Below are 16,466 nucleotides of genomic sequence, written 5' to 3'. Positions count from 1 at the left end.
CATTCGCCGGCCATCCCCTTCCCGTCAGTGCACGCGCAGGCGTCACCGCACCGAGAGAGATGTATGTACGCTCCTATCCAGACCCGCTGCTTCAAAGCCTATGACATCCGCGGCCAAGTGCCGACCGACCTCAACGACGACATCGCCTACCGTATCGGCCGCGCCCTTGTGGCCCAGCTGGGCGGGCGCAGTTACGTGGTTGGCCGCGATATGCGCCTGGAAAGCCCAGGCCTGTCCCGCGCCCTGATGAAAGGCTTGACCGAAGGCGGCGCCAATGTGATCGACATTGGCCTGTGCGGTACCGAAGAAGTCTACTTCGCCACCAGCCACTATGAGGCCGACGGCGGCATCATGGTCACCGCCAGCCACAACCCCAAGGGTTACAACGGCATGAAACTGGTGCGCGAACAGTCGCGCCCGATCAGTGGTGACACTGGCCTCAACGATATTCGTCAACGCGTCGAAGCCGGCGACCTCGGCACCCAGGCTGTAACAGCGGGCAGCATCCGCGAAGCGTTTGACAAGACCGCCTACATTGACCACCTGCTGACCTACATCGACCTGGACGCGCTCAAACCCCTGAAAGTACTGGCCGACCCCGGCAACGGCGCGGTCGGCCCGGTGCTTGAGCTGCTCAAGGCGCGCCTGCCGCTAGACATCACCATCATCAATGGCGAGCCCGACGGCAATTTCCCCAACGGCATCCCTAACCCGCTGCTGCCAGAGAACCGCGACCTGACCCGCCAGGCCGTGCTCGACACGGGTGCCGACATGGGCATCGCCTTCGACGGCGACTTCGACCGCTGCTTCTTCTTCGACAATCAGGGCCGCTTCATCGAGGGCTACTATGTGGTCGGCCTGCTGGCCGAAATGCTGCTGGCCAAGCACCCGGGCAGCAAGATCATCCACGACCCGCGCCTGACCTGGAACACCATCGAGCAAGTCAGTGCTGCCGGTGGCCAGGCCATCCAGAGCAAGACTGGCCATGCCTTCATCAAGGAGCGCATGCGCGCTGAAGATGCCGTGTACGGTGGCGAAATGAGCGCCCACCACTACTTCCGCGACTTCGCCTACTGCGACAGCGGCAACATCCCGTGGCTGCTGGTTGCCGCGCTGATGAGCGTCACCGGCAAGAGCCTGGCCCAGTTGGTGGACGAGCGCATTGCGGCGTTCCCCTGCAGTGGCGAGATCAACTACGAAGTGGCCGATGTGAAAGGCACCATCGAGAAGATTCTGGCCTTCTACCTGCCGCAGGAGCCGAGTGTCGACCGTACCGACGGCATCAGCGTCGAGTTTGCCGACTGGCGCTTCAGCCTGCGCGGGTCGAATACCGAGCCGTTGCTGCGCCTGAATGTCGAGAGCCGTGGCGATGAAGCGCTGGTGGGGCAACGTGTCGCTGAAATTGCACGCATGATTAAAGGCTGACGCGATTAATCGAAAAGCGCACGTCACTACCACTGCCCTCACCCATTGCAGGTGAGGGCAGCATTCAAAGTGATCTACCCCGCCTGTTGCTGCAACGCCTCGAACAGCTGTTGCGCACTTTCTTCCCAAGTCATCCAGGGCATACCTTCAGATTTCGGGTGTGCTTTTTCATTGTAAAGGCCCATCCAGTCTGCAAGCTGAGAAGACAGGTCGGTGCTATGTTCGGCTTTGAAATAGAAGGCGTGCGGGCCTGCTACCTCTCTGAACACCGGAATATCACGCACGATCAGAGGCAGGCCATATTGAGCGGCCTCGATAAGTGGCAACCCGAACCCCTCCCCAAGCGATGCCGCAATCAGTGCATCCGCGTGCTCATAGAGTGAGCACAGATAATCATCGTCGACACCCTGGAACCAGAACAGCCGCTTACCTTTCTCGGGATGGCTATTCAGGCGTTCAACAAGCGTTTCGACCATCCAACCTTGCTTGCCGACAATCAGCAGGTTGACATCGTGTTGCTTTGCCCAGAGCGCCTCGAAGGCATCCAGTACCTGAGCATGCCCTTTCCGGGGCTCCAGCGTACCTACCATCAAGAATGAGGTACGGCTACCCAGCTCGGACAAATCTACGTGAGATACCGAGGTTGCCGGCTGCGCGAGACGCGGTTCATTGATGTCCGCACCAAGATGGAACCACGACAGTGAATAGGGCCGTTTCGACGGCTCTCGATTCGCAGTCAGCCATTCGGCCATTTCATCTGCGACTGCTTTTGATATGCAAATAGCACCGTCAGCTTGGGAGACAGTCTTCAGCCATAGATCAACGACATCAGAGGCCCCAGGAGGAAAGCAATGCGAGAGTTTCTTCAAAAGCAGGTCGTACACGACGAAATGCACTTTCACACCACGTTGGCGCATCTGTGCAAGGGCGGACTGTTGCCGAGAAACTATGACAGGTTGTAAATCGAGCCCGATGAAATGATCGCCGTTGTGGTAAACCACCGGCTCATCAACGAGGAGATTGCCAGGGCAGCCCATGAAGCCCAGGGTGAAGTTTCGGGCGTAACGGTAACCGTCCTCATGTTCGGTCGCGTAAACCGGTTCAACCCGATAATTGCCAGGTGGATTTTTTAACCAGATCTGCAGAATGTTTCGAACGACCCGCTGAATACCGCTTCTTGCATCACGGTTGACCAGCTCGGAAATGTCTACCAGCAACTGAGGTTTCAAGATGCTGGGTTTCAAGCTTTGGTCGATCGACATAGCAACAGCCATGGAGCTTTCAAATGTGAAGCCCGCTTTATCCAGCGCGGCGATGGAAGAGACGACTTCAGCCGTGGAATGGAATGAGTCTTTATGGAATCTTTCGATCGCATTGTGATAAAGGGCTGCACAGGCACGCGGCGAGTGTTGCGTATGTATCAGCTTCTGGCCTTCTGCACCAATACGCTCGCGAGCGGTCGCATCATTGCGCAAAAGAACCAGTGCCTCTGTCAGCTCTTCGTTGGTAAACGCATCGGGCAGCTTAACTAGACTGCTATCTGGAATGTCCGACATGCTGCCGTTGGCATTGACGATTGTAGCGATACCGTAATTGAGGCAATCCAGCACCGCCGCCGAAGTTTCACCTCGGGACAATGTGCGAAGTTGCACTGCGGCATCGGTAGCTTCCAGGTACGACTTAAAGGTATCTGTATCTGCCCAACCCGTAATCTTGATGCGGCTACGGCAGCCACTGTCGTTGATTCGCTTCAGTAAGCTATCACCAAATTCACCGTCGCTATTTTGCCCTACATACACCAAGTAGCAGTGGTTGTCTTTGGACAGTGGCGAATCCAGCCAGGCTTCAAGCAAGCGATCGTTCAACTTGGAAGGGCCTAGCAGTCCATAACTGCACACGACGAAATCTTGTTCGGAGAAACCGAGCTTGCTCCTGATTTCAGCGCGTTTACGAAGCGTAGGATAATGTGGGGTACGCAGCAGAGGGATTTCAGCCCACTTTAGGCCGGAATTTTCGCCATACCACTGTTGGGCCAAGCGTATTGAGTAGTGCGAATGTACAATGATGCCTTCAGCTTGCTGGAGGACCCCAAGATTGCAAGAGTACTTCCAGACAGCATCGGCAGTGTCTGCGCCGTTAATGCGGTCGCTGACTGCACGATAACCATGCCCATGATAAAGTGCCCGAGCCCAGAAGCCAGGCTGCCTTTGATGGACTTCCATATTGGCCACGACGCCAGACAAAAAGAAGTCGTGCAAGACCACCGTGCCAGGAATCTTCTCGATCAAGTGGAACATATGACTGTGGAACGTCGAGTTTCCAAAGTGATAGATTACTCGATCGAACAAGTGTGCGTTGGCTTCGAACCAGGCCACCGAACGTAATGAGTAATTGATGCCCGCGTCGGGTGGAGAAGCCGAATTTTGTGCCAAGATGACATCAATTTGGTAGTGTGCCGCAAGCTCTGGAAGCAATTCGGCGCTGTAATCACTGATACCGCTTCGAGCAGGCGGCAGCGGTGAAACATAGGCAAGTCTTAATTGCCGGGGTGCGCTGGGTTGCGTGGAAGTTGCTCGTTGTTGCAAGATTACCTGGCGTACGGCCCCCACGGCAGTAATTGCAGTCTGGTCCCAACTGAATGTAGCAGCTTGAAGGACTGCCAATTCAGCCAAGCGAGTGCGCAACGCCTCATTGGTGAGCACATCCTCGAGCTTCGCTGTGATCGAATGTGGGTCGAATGGGTCGAACAATGCTTCCGGGTTACCTAACACCTCAGGCAAACTCGAGGTGTTTGATGCGATAACAGGTTTTGCGCAGGCCATCGCTTCCAGCGCGGGAAGACCGAACCCTTCGTGCAGGGATGGGAAAATGAACAGCTTGCATGCGTTATACAGAGCAAGCAGGTCATCATCGCTGACATATCCGGTAAAGCACACATCGGACTTATTCAGACCATTGGCTTTAGCCAGGCTTAGAAGTCGGTCACGCTCTTGCGGCTGAACCTTGCAAACAATTACCAACTGATGCTGTGCACGGACCGCTGTTGTCAGCTTTGCGTAGGCAATGATCAACCCGTCAATATTTTTCCTGGGGTCGATTCCGCCGGTATACATGACGAAGTCCCGATCAATCGCGAGTCGCTGCAGTAGCTCTGTGGGTGGTTGCGGGTTGGCAACCGGGCGGTAGTGATCAGTGTCGATTGCCGTCGAGATGTTGACGACCTGATCGGAGGAGAAACCCAGATAGCGAAGGACTTCCGAGCGCGATGAATCAGAGATGGCCAGCAGCAAATCAGCACGACGCAAATGCTTGAGCTTGCTTTCATACCATTGGCGTACTGGTAGTGCGCTCAAATAATCCTCTGGGTTGATGAGAGGAATCAGATCATAAACGATTGCCGCAGTTGGAATAGTCGAATTCAAACGCTTTATGCTAGTTACAGCATTGTCAACCAAACCTTCGAAAAGGCTGGTAACGAGGACCAGATCTGGGTCCAGGCTGGCAATGAAAGCCTCCCTCACCAGCTCGGCTGCCTGGCGACCCCACAGGTTATCTGTGCTCAGTGAGGCCACATTTGCATTGGGCACCCATGTGTGGATATGGCTGTCCGGAAGCAAACCGTGCAGGGCTTCGCGAATGTCATCAATCGATTCACCGAACAAGGCATTGAGCACGACGAAAACTTCGATCTCGCCACGGTGCTTGATGAAAGCCTTGGTGAACGACAATGCATAGCGGCCAATACCCCGGGTTCTGTTTTCTGCCTGGGCACCTTGAAGGTCAATGACGACACGCATCAATTCGCATCCTTTTGTGAAGCGTTGCTGTTGAGGCGATGATAAATAGTCTTGGCATTTTCGGTAAGGTTCGCCGGTGCGGCTGGTACCCCGTCAGGAAGAGGGAATGAAGTCGATTGTGGTCGACCCAGCTGGCCATTCAGCGTGGTTGTTGCCGCTTCGGAATTCAAACGGTTAGCGACTTTTTTAGCGTAGGCGTTTAATACGGGAACCCGATTGAGAACTTTTTTCGCCAATTTGATCAAGGTTGGCTGTCTGAGCGCTTTTCTCAGTGCCGCTTTTATCATTCGTTTGGATGTACGCATGGGAGAGGAGAGCAACGGCTTGAGCGTGATCACGGCAAACCGTGCAGGCGCAGTGATTCTCCAGGACGTACTGGTTTTCAATTTCCCTACATAGTTAGTCAGATCATGAATAGTTTGATGGTGAGAAGCGGTGGCAGTGTTAAGGCTCAGGATTTGTTGTTGACGCTGCTCTGCTTCATGTTGCCAGTGCTGGGCACTCGACTGCGCTTCTTCGAGTGAGCGCAGCAATGCAGCATTGTTCAGTTGCAGTTCTTCAAGCCGGAATGTCATAACGGAATCTTGCACACTTTGTAGCTTTTCAGGTAGGTCGATTTGATATTTTTCCAGCGCATTAACGCGGTCGGCCAACGCTGTATAGAGCGTCTTAACTGCCCGGGCGCCGGTCGTCATGTCATAGCGGCGTGCAAGTTCAGCCATGCTGAGGCCATACACTTCTGAAAAAGGCCCATCAAAGGGAGTGCTGTCGAATTCTCCCAAGTCCATTTGGGCAATGATGGCATAATCTGGGCTGGTGCCGCCGATGACATCCATCAACGAGAGAGAATCATTCGTTGCCAGGGCTGGGTTTTCTTGCAGGCGGAGTATCTTTGAGCGCTTGAATCCGCTGAACTTCACCAGGAAATCCAGAAGCAAATGTGGAATCGGGCGTTCATGTGTGGGGTCGAGGTAGAAATTTTGCGTCGCGACTACCAGGTTTTCCGAGTTAGGCGTTTCCAGAATCAAAAGCCCACCGGGTCTAAGTACGCGATGTGCTTCCGCGACAAGCGCTTTCAAGCTTTCGAAGGGAATGTGCTCGGCGATGTGGAAGCCTGTTAGAACACAGTGCGTGTTGCTGGGCATCGTCTGCAAATAAGAAAGAGCGTCTGCTTTTTTAGCGGGAAGGTTGCGAGCCTTGCAAGCTTCCAGCATCCCTTCGTCCATATCGACGCCCATGGCATTGAAGCCATTTTCCACCAAAATTTCTAGCCATTCTCCGCGACCACAGCCGACATCGAGTGCCTGGGCGTCTGGGTAAAGGTCAAGTAATGGCCGGATGAAGGGCAGATATATTTGCAAACGTTGCTTTATCGCCTCGCGGGTGCCGCGATGCTCATCTTCAAAGGCACGATAAAACTGAGTCATTGGTTGCACTCCACAGAGGGTTGAATCCAGGCAGATCCAACAAACGGAACTTTATCTGCGTTGACGACATTGAATACGAGCGCAAGATCTCGCCACTCGTAATTTGCATTCAGGTGAGTGTCTGCAGTGTGAAGGGCAACGGCAATAGAATAGGAGCCTACACCGATGTTGGCATTGAAGGTAAAGGTATACTCAAGCTGCGTACCCGCCCCCAGTGCCGTGAGTTTTTTGTCCAGATGATGGGTATTGGTACCGTAGATAGCTTGGCCCAAGCGATCTTTTATCATGTAGCCCACCACCAGCTCAGGTATGGCCTCGTTCACGTCGACGTTAATCTTCAGCCGTACGGTCTGGCCAACAGTGACAAACTCGATGGCTTCATCCGACTCATCGAAGAGTGCGAGGCTGCTGACGCGCGCTTCGCCGGAGCCTGAACTCGTTTGCGTGCTGCCATCTGCCAGTTTTTGCACGACAACGGTAGCATTTTCCTTTTCTGCGATTATCGCGTTGTAGAAGTCCATGACCTCTTCGGGCGCGCCATCCTTGATCACCGTACCGCCTTCGATCAAAAGAACGCGATCGCATAGCGCTTGGATCGAACTGCGATCATGCGAAACGATCAGCAGGGTAGTCCCTTGCTCCTGGAACTCGCGAATGCGATCAAAACTTTTATGCTGGAAGTAGCTGTCTCCCACCGAAAGCGCTTCATCGACTATCAAAATTTCCGGGCGCTTAGCAGTTGCCACTGCAAACGCGACCCTCATCTGCATACCGCTGGAGTAAGTCCTCACCGCTTGGTCAAAGTAATCGCCGACTTCAGCGAAGTGTTCGATGTCCGGCATCAGCTGCTGGATTTCCTCCGCGCTGAATCCCATCAAACCAGCGGCATGATGGACATTCTGACGCCCTGTAAGCTCGGGGTTGAAACCCATGCCAAGTTCCAGAATTGCAGCGATCCGGCCATTGACGCGCACCTCACCCGTTGTAGGTTGCAAGGTACCTGTCAGCATCTTCAGCAAGGTGGATTTACCGGCACCATTCTGCCCCACGATGCCGATCGCTTCACCCGCGTTAATTTCGAAATTGATGTGTTTGAGCACCCAGTGCTCGTCGCGAGGTTTACTTGGCAACCCCAACCAGCGACCAATGCGCTGCCATTCGCTTTTGTAACTGCGATAGGCCTTGCCTAAATCTTTAGCACTGAGAAGCGTCATAGTGCATCCACCATTTCAGGGGCTGCACGACGGAACAGGAATAGGCTGAATGCGAGCAGTAGAAGTGTAATGCCCAAGGTGATTGCAACCTGCGAAATGTCGGGCACGACGTTGTAAACGAAAACGTCGTGGTAAGCGCTGACAATCGGGAACATGGGGTTGAATGCAATGAGGGATTTCAGTTCATTGGGTATGATCGTGATGGGGTAGACGATAGGCGTGAACCAGAAGAGTATCTGCAGCACTATGGGCACTACCTGGCCAATATCGCGAACGAACACGTTCAATACACCGAGAATCAGGCCCAGGCCAACGGCCAAGGCGGCGACGGTGAGTATCAAGGGGATGGCCCATAGCATCTGCCAGGTCGGCCAATGCCCCAGACAGATGAAAACGCCCAGCACCGACAGTAGAAGTAACAGATTGTTGAGCAGGGCAGAGCCGAGCACAATGAAAGGCAAGGTGATCCGCGGGAACTTCATTTTTTTCATCAGGTTGCCGTTTTCGATGAACAGTGTAAGGCAACGGTTGATGATTTCCGCAAAAAGGCTCCAAGCCAACGTACCTGCCATCAGATACAAGGCATAGGCATATTTGTTATCAATGCCCGGCAGTTTTGCTGCGAGTACGTTGGAAAGAATAAGCGCGTAGATGAGCACGTTTGCCAGTGGATTGATGATCATCCACAAGCCGCCCAGGCTACTCCGCGAGAACCGTGACACGAACTCGTTGCGAATTGAGGTGGCGATGAAGCTTCGGTAGCTCAGGAGCCCTCTCAGTAATCCAAACATGTGGTCTCCTCATGGATTGCAACGTCAATTTGCCGAAACTCCTGAAGATCGTCCGTACTAAACTCAGATACTGGACGATGGCGAAGGAGTGGCGACATCCTCAAGCCTTGCCATCAAGGCCGAGGGGCTGAATTGAAGCGGCAGGAACGTGCTGCCGCTCCGTTTAGCCCGGGTAAGCCGAATGCCTCACCCGGACTCGTTACAGGACTACTGCTCGATCCGCATGGATACGAACCCGAGAGCTAGCAGCCGATCATCTGCTGCACCAGCGAGTTGCCTTGGCGTTGCTGGAGCGGGAGGGATGAAGGTGATCCGCTGAGCATTCGCTTCTTGAAGGTTAACCTCGATGCGAACCTGGGAAACCTCGCCTGTGAACTGGGCCGTGAATTCACGATCGCCAATTTTGATTTGCGTTGGCTTCTGTGCATTGGCGCCAAATGCTCTGCCTACCACCACCAGGGTGAATTTCCGAGGCAGCGGTTGTGCAAAGTCAAATTTTATGTTCGGCTGGTCGGACCATCTTCCCCATGGTTCGAGCAAGGAAAGCCCGCTGGCATGACTGATGAACGCCGGGAAGCCTCGCTTGGTAAAGTCGATTCCTTCAGCCAAGCTGGCGATGTAGCGCGGTCCCATGGCATCGGCGAAGTATCCGGCCTGCTCCATGATCTGCTGCGGTGATTTACCGGCGAGATCGGGGTGATGTGCACCATGGAGTTTGAAGAACACCAACTCCTGATTGGCGCTCTGCAACATGGGCGGGCCACCTAGCAGCTCAGTCAGCGTTTGGACCAAGGCGGCGCCATTATCCTCGTAACCGCGGCGGTCGATGTAGATACCCTCGAAGCCCAGCTGCTTGATTACATCAAGCTGGCGAGCTACGGGCTCTTGTGACAGCGAGCGGTAGAAAAGGTCGCCCGGCCGGTTCTTCATGCCGCCAAAGCTCCAGTGCAGTGCATTGGACTGCAACACCCCAGTCATCAGTTGATAGTTGACCAGATGGTGAAGTGGTGGGAGCTCGGGGAAGCCTATGTAGGGTAACTGGTAAACCGCAGCACCCGCAGGAAGCGCCTTTTCGATGGACTGGACAAAGTGGTTGTCGTTCTCAAAGGACGTTTTCTGGATGGCATTGCAGTCGCGGCAGGGAGGGGTAGTCTGATCCCATAGGCCGGCGACAACAAGCACGCCAGCAAGGGCAGTAGAGTATTTCGCAATGCGCGCACCCTTTCTATCCAGCAGCATCTGCAAGGCCACAAAGAAGAACAGAATTGATCCGCAGGCTATGAATATGCTGATCCTGTTCCAGCCCCGAATCGACGGCGAAATGACGATCGCGAAAAGCGAACCCAGGCCGCCAATAGTCGCGAACATGAACAGCACGAACGTTGTAGCCGCCAACAGTCGAAGGCGATGATCAGTGTTCTGACGAGCCGGTGCCAAGGCGATGAACAGCAACAGCAGCATGAAGCCTGCAGCTCCCACTACGCCGAATGACGACGTAGCATTCTCGTTGACCAGTGGCGAGTACTGGTTATATGCCTGGGCGCCATTTGCCAGTCGCGATGAGCGGTGGTCATAGCGCGGCATTATGAGCTGCATCATCTTCAATCCGTAGATTTCGGATTCAGCAGGTGAGCGCTGTGCAACCTCGGCGTTCGGCCCGTTGGTGTAGGTACCGATAAGGTTGGGCGCGACGTTGATCAGCACCCCGACCACCACCGCACCGCTTAGGAATACGGCCTTGCGAAAACCATGGAAGGTGCCAGTTTTAACGAGACTCATGACCCCGGCCAGCGCCAGAACGATGACACCAAACAGCGCGTAATACACACCGAAGGAAGCCAGTACCAGCATTCCAATTGCAGCTGTCAGCCACTTGCCAAGATTGGATTTCAGGCCAGTGGGGCGGCCAGTGTCATGGGTGCGGTAGATGACTAGGGCGAGATAGAAGAACAGCGGCGCGACAAAGTACCAGGTGTAGAAAAGGTGTTCGAGCCGCAGAAAGTGAAATGGCACAAATGAATACAGCAGGCCAGCTGCCGTTGAGAGACTGCGATTGAGCCCGTAAGCACGCGCTGTGACGTAGGTTGCCGCGAAGCACGCAGCAAAACCCAGCAGGAAGAACAGGTTGACACCGGCAACCCAGCTTCCCCCAAATAGCGAGGCAGATAGCTTGATGGCCAAATGCGCGCCCGCATCGGACCCCGGGAAATCCAGGAAGCTGGAACCAAACGGATAACCACTGCGGGGATTGTCGAATACCCAACCCTCAGCCACTCGCTGCGCCATCCAGGCATGGAACAAGCCGTCGCCGGAATAGCTGTAAGGGGTAGAAAAGTTGGGTATCCAGCCTTCCGGTACACCACTTTTCAGAAGGCTGGCAAGGAAGAACGCCACCACTGCACCGAACAGGATCAGTTTCCAGTCGGCAGCAACGATTCTGCGCAAGGTCAGAGACGCTTCCGCCTCCGATGATCCGACCGCAGCTATCGAATTACGCGCGTTCATGGTCTTCCGCTCGGCTCGGCTGGTCAAAGTTCACGCGTTCGGCTTCCACCACCAACGGCATGTTGCGCATCTGCGTATGCACCGACCCAAGGTATTCCCCCAGCATGCCAAGGAACAGGATCTGCACCGAGCTGAAGAAGAACAGCGAGATCAGCAGTGGCGCGATACCCATCTGGAACGAGTTCCAGAACACCAGCTTAGCCAGCAGGAAGCCGAACGCAGCCAACAGGCTCAGGCCCGCGAGCAGGCCGCCGCCCATCACCATCAGGCGCAGTGGCACCTTGGAGTGGTTGGTGATGCCCAGCATGGCGATGTCATACAGGGTGTAGAAGTTGTTCTTGGTGATGCCGCGCTGGCGGCGTGGCTGCTTGAACGGCACGGTGGCGATCGGGAAGCCGATTTCGCACAGGAGGCCGCGGAAGTACGGGTACGGGTCGTCGATCTTCTTCAGGATATCCAGCACGGCGCGGTCGAACAGGCCGGCACCGGTGGCGTTCTGCACCAGGGGCACTTCCGAAATGCGCGTGACGAAGCGGTAGTAGGCGCGGCGCACCAGGAACATCATGCGCGACTCTTCGCTTTCCGGCTTCACTGCCATTACGGTCTTGAAGCCTTCTTCCCACTTTTTGACGAACTCTTCGATCATCTCGGGCGGGTCTTGCAGGTCGGAGGCGATCAGCACGGCGCAGTCGCCGTTGACCTGCAGCAGGGCATGGTAAGGCGAGCGGATATGGCCGAAGTTGCGCGCGTTGAAGATCACCTTGACGCGCTTGTCCTGCGCGGCCAGTGCGCGCAGCTTGGCGTGGCTGCCGTCGGTGGAGCAGTTGTCGATGAACACATGTTCGTAATCGTAATCAAGGCGTGACATGACCTCGACGATGCGCTGGTACAGCTCATCGATGTTGGCTTCTTCGTTGTAGCAGGGAGTCACTATGCTGATCAGCTTACGCATAATTGAAAACGAACCTGTTATTGATGACAAAGGAGAGCAGGGCCATAGGCACGATCAATGCCATGCCGGCCAGGTAGGGGTCGACACCCAGCAGCTTGAGCGCTGCGATGCCGGCCACGTTGGCGCCATAAACCACGCCATACCCGGCCACGAACCTGAAGATCAGTTTGTTGTTCTTCGAGCCGAACACCAGGGCCCCGGTGCTTTTGAAATTGAAGGCAACGCCCAGAATGGTGGCCAGTAGCAAGGCCGCGCTGTAGTGCAGGCCCAGGTACAGGAACCCGGCAAAGCAGCCGTAGCCGAATGCCGCGTTCAGCACGCCCACCAGCAGGAAGCGGAACAGCTTTACCTGCAGCAGGCGGCGTATCCAGGGGAGTGACGGGTTAGTATCTTGCATCGAGCTGCTGCCTGATCTCGCGAACCACGCCACTGAGCGACGAGTCACCGGGCACATAGCCAAACAGGTGCTCGGCCCGGCGGTTGTGGGAATAGTAATGGGCCTTGGGGCCGGTAGCATTGACTCGGGCCTGGTCACCGGCAACGCAGTGTTGCAGGCCGAAGGCCTGGTCCAGTGCCGCCAGCAGCTCGAACTTGCCGACGGGCGCCTGGCTGTAGCAGTCGATGGCGGCATTGCACGGCGGTGCCTGAAGAATGCGGTCGATCAGCTGTAGGAAATCGGCAGGGGTCAGGTAATCCCGCAGCATGTCGTCCGGCGCCACTTCCAATACGCTGCCATTGTGCAGCGCACGCAGGATGTCGCTAAGGAAGAAGCGAGCCTCCGGGGCCTGGCGATGACTGAAGTAGCTGAATACCCGCACATCGACGATCGCCGCCTCGGGCAGCGCGCGGTGGCGGCATTCGGCCTGGAACTTGGCCGCGCCATACCAGTCCTGCGGGCGCAGGCCGTTGATCGGGAACACCGCATGGGAGGCCTCGGTCACCGGCGCCGCAAAATTGCTGCCGTAGGCCGCGCCGCTGCTGAGGTAGATGTAGCGGCACGAAGGGTGGCTGCGCAGGTAGTCCAGTGCGAGGTTGTCGTACTGCTCGGTGACGGTGAAGATATCCTTGCCCATCTGCACGGCGCGGGCCGGGTCGCCCACGCCGACGAAGTTGATGATCGCGTCGAACTGGCAGCTGGCGTCGAAGCCGGCATAGTCGCTGACGGCATAGCCCTTGCGCGCCGCAATGGCCAGCAACTCGGCGTCCAGCGCGGCGGGCGCCCGGACGAACAAGGTGCAGGCGTAGGCAGTGTGTGCGGCGATGCTGGCGACCAGGTCCTTGGCAATGTGGCTGCTGGCCCCGAGGATTGCCAACCTCACTGGCCAAGGTCCATCAGCGGCGACTGCTCATCGATCGGCCGACCGAATTCCAGGCGTGGCCGGCATTCGCGGGCATCGGGCATCAGTACTTCGATCAGCATCGGCTTGCCGTTGGCCAGGAATTCGGCCACCGCCACATTGAAGGCGGCCAGGTCGATCACGCTGTGCGACGGGATGCCGTACGCTTCGCCAAGCGCCTTGAACTGGGAGGTGTAGCCGTTCCAGTAGGTCGAAGAGTTGCGCCCCTCGAAATACATTTCCTGGAAGCCGCGCACCATGCCCAGCGAGTGGTTGTTCATGACGATGGTCAGGATCGGCAGTTGGTCGCGGGCGATGATGTCCAATTCCTGGATGTTGAGCTGTGCACCGCCATCACCGGTTATGACGATGACCGGCTTGTCGCCGGCGATGCTCGCGCCAACGGCAGCAGGGATGGCGAAGCCCATGGTGCCCAGGCCACCGGAATGGTGCATGGCCTGATTGGGGCCCAGGCGCAGGGTGTGCGCGGCCCACATCTGGTTGTTGCCGACGTCGGCCACGTAGTCCAGGGCGCGGTCTGCGGTCAGGTCGTTGAGGCTGCTGAACAGTGCGAACGGGCTGACGCCCCAGGCCGCGTATTCGTCAGCGAACGACTGCGCGAACACCTTCTTCAGGTGCTGGCGCCAGGCTGCCGGAGCCGGTTGCAGCGTGGCGGCGTGGGCGATGAAGTCGGCGAACACGCCATCGAGTTCGGCGTGGATCGACTGCTGCGCCTTGACCCGGTTGTCCAGCTGGGCAGCATCCAGGTCGAACTGGATGACCTGGGCATTGGCGGCGAAGGTTTCGGTCTTGGCGCCGGTTTGGCGTACGTCCATGCGGCTACCGAACACTACCAGCAGGTCGCAGTTTTGTACGGCATGGTTGGCGGCGCGGGTGCCATAGGCCCCGAGCATGCCCAGGTAGTGCTCGCTGGCGGTGAGCTTCTCTGCGCCTTTGAGGCTGGCGACGTGGGGAATGCCCAGTTTGCCGACCTGGCTTAGCCAAGCGTTGAAGGTGGGGCAGTTGACAGCGCCGCCGCCGATCAGGAACAGCGGCTTCTGCGCCTTGGCCAGCGCGGCCCAGACCTCGCCGTACGAGGCCTGTGGTTCGGCCGCAGGGGTCGCCAGGCTGTCTTTCAGCAATTGGTCCAGCACGGCCTCATCAATTTCGGCGCGCTGGATGTCCATGGGGATGTCCAGCAGGACAGGCCCTGGACGGCCTTCTCGCGCGATACGCAGCGCTTTGAGCAGGCTCGGAATAAGTTCGTCGACGTGGGTGACCTGGTGCGCATACTTGGTGATGCTGCTCACCAGGGCCACGCTGTCGAGTTCCTGGAAGCCCTGCTGGCGGATAGGGCGGTCGCCCTTGAGCTCGTGGGTGTTCACCTGCCCGGTGAGGAACACGCACGGGTGGCTATCCAGCCAGCAGTCGGCAATGCCAGTGATCAGGTTGGTAGCGCCTGGGCCGCTGGTGCCCAGGGCTACGCCCATGACCTTGTGATGGGTCGCACGGGCGACCGCAGATGCAGCGAAGGCCGCGCCTTGCTCATGGTGCATGGATACCAACTTGGTCTTGCCGAGCAAGTTAATACTGTCCACCAGATGGGCGATCATTCCACCGATGAGCTCAAAACCATAGAGGACGTTGTGGTCCGCCAGAACTTTTGCCACTGCATCTGAAGCTTTCATAAGTTAGAAACCAATCCCGAAGAATTCTTCCAGTTTTTCACCGACGAAGTCGAAGTGTTCCTGGCCCAGCGAAGGCTGAACGCCCAGCCAGAAGGTCTGGTTCATGGTCCGGTCGGTGTTGGTCAGCTCACCGACTACACGGTATTCCACGTTGTGGAAGTACGGCTGGCGGATCAGGTTGCCGGCGAACAGCAGGCGGGTACCGATCTTGTGCTGGTCGAGGAACTTCAGCAGGTCGACACGCTTGACCCCTGCGCTTTCCTTCAGGGTGACCGGGAAGCCGAACCAGGACGGCTCGCTGTTTGGGGTTGGCTCGGCGATTTCCAGGAAGTCGCTCAGGGTCGACAGGCGCTCTTTGAGCAGCTTGAAGTTGCGCTTGCGGGTTTCGATGAACTCCGGCGCGCGGTCCAGCTGCGCCAGGCCACAGGCGGCCTGCATGTCGGTGATCTTCAGGTTGTAGCCAAGGTGGGCGTACACGTACTTGTGGTCGTAGCCTTGTGGCAGGCTGCCGAACTGTTGGCCGAAGCGGTTGCCGCAGGTGTCGTCGCAACCCGGCGCGCAGTAGCAGTCGCGGCCCCAGTCACGGAACGATTCGGCAATCAGCTTGAGCTGGGCGTTGTTGGTGAACACCGCGCCGCCTTCACCCATGGTGATGTGGTGAGCCGGGTAGAAGCTCAGGGTGGCGATGTCGCCGAAGGTGCCGACCAGCTTGCCGTCGTAGGTGGCGCCCAGGGCGTCACAGCAGTCTTCGACCAGCCACAGGTTGTACTTCTCGCAGATTGCTTTGACCTTGGCCAGGTTGAACGGGTTGCCCAGGGTGTGGGCAAGCATGATGGCCTTGGTTTTCGGGGTGATGGCGGCCTCGATCAGGTCGGCATCGATGTTGTGGGTGGCCATGTCGACGTCGACGAACACCGGAATGGCACCGAACTGCACGATCGGGTTGACGGTGGTCGGGAAGCCGGCGGCCACACCGATTACTTCGTCGCCTTTCTTGATGGCGCGCTCACCCAGCTTGGGCGAGGTCAGGGTGCTGAAGGCCACCAGGTTGGCCGACGAACCCGAGTTGACGGTGATCAGGTATTTGACGCCGAGGAACTCGGCCAGTTTTTTCTCGAACTGGGCGTTGAAACGGCCGGTGGTCAGCCAGCCGTCCAGCGAAGCTTCGACCATCAGTTGCAGTTCACGGGCGCCGATCACCTTGCCCGAAGGAGGGATGACGGTTTCGCCCCCAACAAAAGGTTTGGCAGCCAGGGCCATCTGGGCATAGCGCTCGACGAGCTGGCTGATTTCCTGACGGAGCATATCGGGGGTCATAGTAGTTCCTGCT

11 protein-coding genes are annotated in these 16,466 nt (G+C 56.9%); 1 reads left to right on the top strand and 10 read right to left on the bottom strand.

The genetic code is table 11. The annotated features are described in order from the left end of the window. Window positions 1–63 precede the first annotated feature (63 nt). A complete protein-coding gene (locus tag ACOKS3_RS22030; protein WP_422762980.1) occupies window positions 64–1,425 on the top strand; it encodes a phosphohexomutase domain-containing protein in 1,362 nt (453 codons plus the stop codon). 74 nt (window positions 1,426–1,499) lie between these two features. Here the strand turns inward: ACOKS3_RS22030 and ACOKS3_RS22025 are convergent, their stop codons facing one another. From ACOKS3_RS22025 to rfbH, 10 genes are all read right to left on the bottom strand, one after another. Continuing rightward, on the bottom strand, window positions 1,500–5,222 hold the full coding sequence (locus tag ACOKS3_RS22025) for a glycosyltransferase (protein ID WP_422762981.1): 3,723 nt from the start codon (window positions 5,220–5,222) through the stop codon (window positions 1,500–1,502). Further along, window positions 5,222–6,649: a class I SAM-dependent methyltransferase gene (locus tag ACOKS3_RS22020; RefSeq protein WP_422762982.1), complete on the bottom strand. Its 1,428-nt coding sequence runs from the start codon at window positions 6,647–6,649 to the stop codon at window positions 5,222–5,224. Before ACOKS3_RS22020 ends, ACOKS3_RS22025 begins: the two co-directional genes overlap by 1 nt. Continuing rightward, complete coding sequence (locus tag ACOKS3_RS22015) at window positions 6,646–7,863, bottom strand: ABC transporter ATP-binding protein (protein ID WP_422762983.1); 1,218 nt, start codon at window positions 7,861–7,863, stop codon at window positions 6,646–6,648. Before ACOKS3_RS22015 ends, ACOKS3_RS22020 begins: the two co-directional genes overlap by 4 nt. Continuing rightward, window positions 7,860–8,654, bottom strand: a complete 795-nt coding sequence (locus ACOKS3_RS22010) for an ABC transporter permease (protein WP_422762984.1) — start codon at window positions 8,652–8,654, stop codon at window positions 7,860–7,862. The genes ACOKS3_RS22015 and ACOKS3_RS22010 overlap by 4 nt, the downstream gene beginning before the upstream one ends. Before the next feature lie 207 nt (window positions 8,655–8,861). Next, complete coding sequence (locus ACOKS3_RS22005; RefSeq protein WP_422762985.1) at window positions 8,862–11,159, bottom strand: DUF7024 domain-containing protein; 2,298 nt, start codon at window positions 11,157–11,159, stop codon at window positions 8,862–8,864. Beyond that, window positions 11,146–12,111 carry a glycosyltransferase family 2 protein gene (locus ACOKS3_RS22000; RefSeq protein WP_422762986.1) on the bottom strand — a complete coding sequence of 322 codons (966 nt, stop codon included), beginning with the start codon at window positions 12,109–12,111 and terminating at the stop codon, window positions 11,146–11,148. The genes ACOKS3_RS22005 and ACOKS3_RS22000 overlap by 14 nt, the downstream gene beginning before the upstream one ends. Next, complete coding sequence (locus tag ACOKS3_RS21995; RefSeq protein WP_103449607.1) at window positions 12,104–12,508, bottom strand: GtrA family protein; 405 nt, start codon at window positions 12,506–12,508, stop codon at window positions 12,104–12,106. The genes ACOKS3_RS22000 and ACOKS3_RS21995 overlap by 8 nt, the downstream gene beginning before the upstream one ends. After that, window positions 12,495–13,430, bottom strand: a complete 936-nt coding sequence (locus ACOKS3_RS21990) for an NAD-dependent epimerase/dehydratase family protein (RefSeq protein ID WP_422762987.1) — start codon at window positions 13,428–13,430, stop codon at window positions 12,495–12,497. The genes ACOKS3_RS21995 and ACOKS3_RS21990 overlap by 14 nt, the downstream gene beginning before the upstream one ends. Then, a complete protein-coding gene (locus tag ACOKS3_RS21985) occupies window positions 13,427–15,136 on the bottom strand; it encodes a thiamine pyrophosphate-binding protein (protein WP_422762988.1) in 1,710 nt (569 codons plus the stop codon). Before ACOKS3_RS21985 ends, ACOKS3_RS21990 begins: the two co-directional genes overlap by 4 nt. 3 nt (window positions 15,137–15,139) lie before the next feature. Continuing rightward, window positions 15,140–16,453: a lipopolysaccharide biosynthesis protein RfbH gene (rfbH, locus tag ACOKS3_RS21980; protein ID WP_422762989.1), complete on the bottom strand. Its 1,314-nt coding sequence runs from the start codon at window positions 16,451–16,453 to the stop codon at window positions 15,140–15,142. Between the last annotated feature and the right edge of the window lie 13 nt (window positions 16,454–16,466).

The sequence above is a fragment of the Pseudomonas sp. HS6-2 genome (assembly GCF_049325675.2).
Lineage (GTDB): Bacteria > Pseudomonadota > Gammaproteobacteria > Pseudomonadales > Pseudomonadaceae > Aquipseudomonas > Aquipseudomonas putida_N.
Note: the sequence above shows the minus strand (reverse complement) of the source record. Positions and strands in the feature narration are given on the sequence as shown.

What these genes read in the sequence shown, in the direction of transcription:
- ACOKS3_RS22010 (WP_422762984.1), bottom strand. Translation starts at nt 8,654, where the DNA reads ATGTTTGGATTACTGAGAGGGCTCCTGAGCTACCGAAGCTTCATCGCC.
- ACOKS3_RS21995 (WP_103449607.1), bottom strand. Translation starts at nt 12,508, where the DNA reads ATGCAAGATACTAACCCGTCACTCCCCTGGATACGCCGCCTGCTGCAG.
- ACOKS3_RS22030 (WP_422762980.1), top strand. Translation starts at nt 64, where the DNA reads ATGTACGCTCCTATCCAGACCCGCTGCTTCAAAGCCTATGACATCCGC.
- ACOKS3_RS22005 (WP_422762985.1), bottom strand. Translation starts at nt 11,159, where the DNA reads ATGAACGCGCGTAATTCGATAGCTGCGGTCGGATCATCGGAGGCGGAA.
- rfbH (WP_422762989.1), bottom strand. Translation starts at nt 16,453, where the DNA reads ATGACCCCCGATATGCTCCGTCAGGAAATCAGCCAGCTCGTCGAGCGC.
- ACOKS3_RS22025 (WP_422762981.1), bottom strand. Translation starts at nt 5,222, where the DNA reads ATGCGTGTCGTCATTGACCTTCAAGGTGCCCAGGCAGAAAACAGAACC.
- ACOKS3_RS22020 (WP_422762982.1), bottom strand. Translation starts at nt 6,649, where the DNA reads ATGACTCAGTTTTATCGTGCCTTTGAAGATGAGCATCGCGGCACCCGC.
- ACOKS3_RS22015 (WP_422762983.1), bottom strand. Translation starts at nt 7,863, where the DNA reads ATGACGCTTCTCAGTGCTAAAGATTTAGGCAAGGCCTATCGCAGTTAC.
- ACOKS3_RS22000 (WP_422762986.1), bottom strand. Translation starts at nt 12,111, where the DNA reads ATGCGTAAGCTGATCAGCATAGTGACTCCCTGCTACAACGAAGAAGCC.
- ACOKS3_RS21985 (WP_422762988.1), bottom strand. Translation starts at nt 15,136, where the DNA reads ATGAAAGCTTCAGATGCAGTGGCAAAAGTTCTGGCGGACCACAACGTC.